Below are 2281 nucleotides of genomic sequence, written 5' to 3' on the forward strand. Positions count from 1 at the left end.
GGTCCACACGCCGGAGCCGTTGGCGGTGGGTTCATGCAATGCATTGGTGCCATCGCGCAAGCGGACTTTCTGGTTGGGACTGGCTGTGCCGGTGACGGTGACATTGCGGTCAAAGGTAATGCCTCCTTGCAAGACAGGGCCTTTGGAATCGATGACGTTGTCGATGCTTGGCGCCCCCGCTTGGGCGACGGTAAAAGTACGTGGCGGAGTCGACCCCGGGCCATCGCCATACAAGGCGAGCGCGGTGAGGCTGTACCCCTTGACGGCCAACCCGCTGACAACCTGGGTCCACACGCCGGAGCCGTTGGCGGTGGGTTCATGCAATGCATTGGTGCCATCGCGCAAGCGGACTTTCTGGTTGGGGCTGGCCGTGCCGGTGACGGTGACATTGCGGTCGAAGGTAATGCCTCCTTGCACGACCGGGCCTTTGGAGTCGGTGACGTTGGTGATGGTGGGCGTCACTGCTTGGGCGACGGTGAAAGTACGTGGCGGAGTCGACTCCGGGCCGTCGCCATACAAGGCAAGCGCGGTGAGACTGTACCCCTTGACGGTCAACCCGCTGACAACTTGAGTCCACACGCCGGAGCCGTTGGCGGTGGGTTCATGCAGTGTATTGGTGCCATCGCGCAAGCGGACTTTCTGGTTGGGGCTGGCCGTGCCGGTGACGGTGACATTGCGGTCGAAGGTAATGCCTCCTTGCACGACCGGGCCTTTGGAGTCGGTGACGTTGGTGATGGTGGGCGTCACTGCTTGGGCGACGGTGAAAGTACGTGGCGGAGTCGACTCCGGGCCGTCGCCATACAAGGCAAGCGCGGTGAGACTGTACCCCTTGACGGTCAACCCGCTGACAACTTGAGTCCACACGCCGGAGCCGTTGGCGGTGGGTTCATGCAGTGTATTGGTGCCATCGCGCAAGCGGACTTTCTGGTTGGGGCTGGCCGTGCCGGTGACGGTGACATTGCGGTCGAAGGTAATGCCTCCTTGCAAGACCGGGCCTTTGGAGTCGGTGACATTGGTGATGGTTGGCGTCACTGCTTGGGCGACGGTGAAAGTACGTGGCGGAGTCGACTCCGGGCCGTCGCCATACAAGGCGAGTGCGGTGAGGCTGTAAGCCCTGACGGTCAATGCACTGACGACCTGGGTCCATACGCCGGAGCCGTTGGCAGTGGGTTCATGCAGTATATTGGTGCCATCGCGCAAGCGGACTTTCTGGTTGGGGCTGGCCTTGCCAGTGACGGTGACATTGCGGTCGAAGGTAATGCCTCCTTGCACGACCGGGCCTTTGGAATCGGTGACGTTGTCGATGCTGGGTGTGACTTGCGCCACCACCTGCAATTCTCTGATGGCTGATTCCACGCCTGAACCGTACAGGGCCTTGGCTTTGAAACGGTGTACCGCAACGCTCAGACCTGTAACCGGTAAAGTCCAGATGCCCGTCGTCAAGTCGGCCGTCGGCTCGCCCAGCGGCGTGTCGTTGTCCAGCACCCGGACTTTCAGACCCTTGCTCGCAGTGCCTGTCAGCGTCACGCGGGTCTCCACCGTGACGCCTTTATCGGGAATTTCTTCGCCTTTGGAGTCGGTGACCGAAGTGATCGTCGGGCTGACCACTTCGCCGATCAGCAAATCAAGCGTCGCTGAATACTCATATTTCTGTGTGGCTGCTCGCCAAAGCGCATAGCGAACTTTCACATAGCCCCCGATGTTGCCCGTGACGAACTGCGCGTCCACCCTGAACCGCACCGGCTTACCTTCAGTGACTGTCGTGATGGGCAACCAGTCGCTGGTGCTGCCCAGCGGATCTGGCGCACGCCAGTAGTAGGTCAGGATGTCTTTCCTGAGGGTCCTGGCCTGGTCGATCAAGACATGCACGCTGTCCAGGACACCGGACGGATCGAGTACGTCCGGTGGGTCAGCCTCCTCGACTTTCGGCACCGGCAGTGTGGCGTGCAGGTTGGCCACGTTGACCAGCAGCCGCTCTGACTCGATGACGCCGTAGAGCGCGACCTTATCGTTGGACACCCGGTATGAAAGGTCGAGACGGCCCTGATCCAGCACCCGGATGTGCTCATTGGTTACATAAAGCGTCACCATTCCCTGCCTGGCTTCGTTGTCGCTGACAGTATGTTGCGCTTCGTGCCGATAAGATTGGCCGCCGGCGCGTGTCCCTGCCCATATCAGATTGATCAGGTCGCCATTGGCGATGTCCGGGTAGCGAACATCCACGGTGGCCTGAGCCTCGTCTGGCTCAAGCGTGTCGCCAAACAGTTCGCGAATGATCGGC

At 60.9% G+C, this 2281-nt stretch carries 1 pseudogene; it reads right to left on the reverse strand.

Annotation, left to right across the window (positions count from 1 at the left end):
- Positions 1-2281: pseudogene (locus tag AC3WMT_RS30785) on the reverse strand (hypothetical protein); the annotation flags it as partial.

Source organism: Pseudomonas sp. FW305-7, assembly GCF_058786735.1.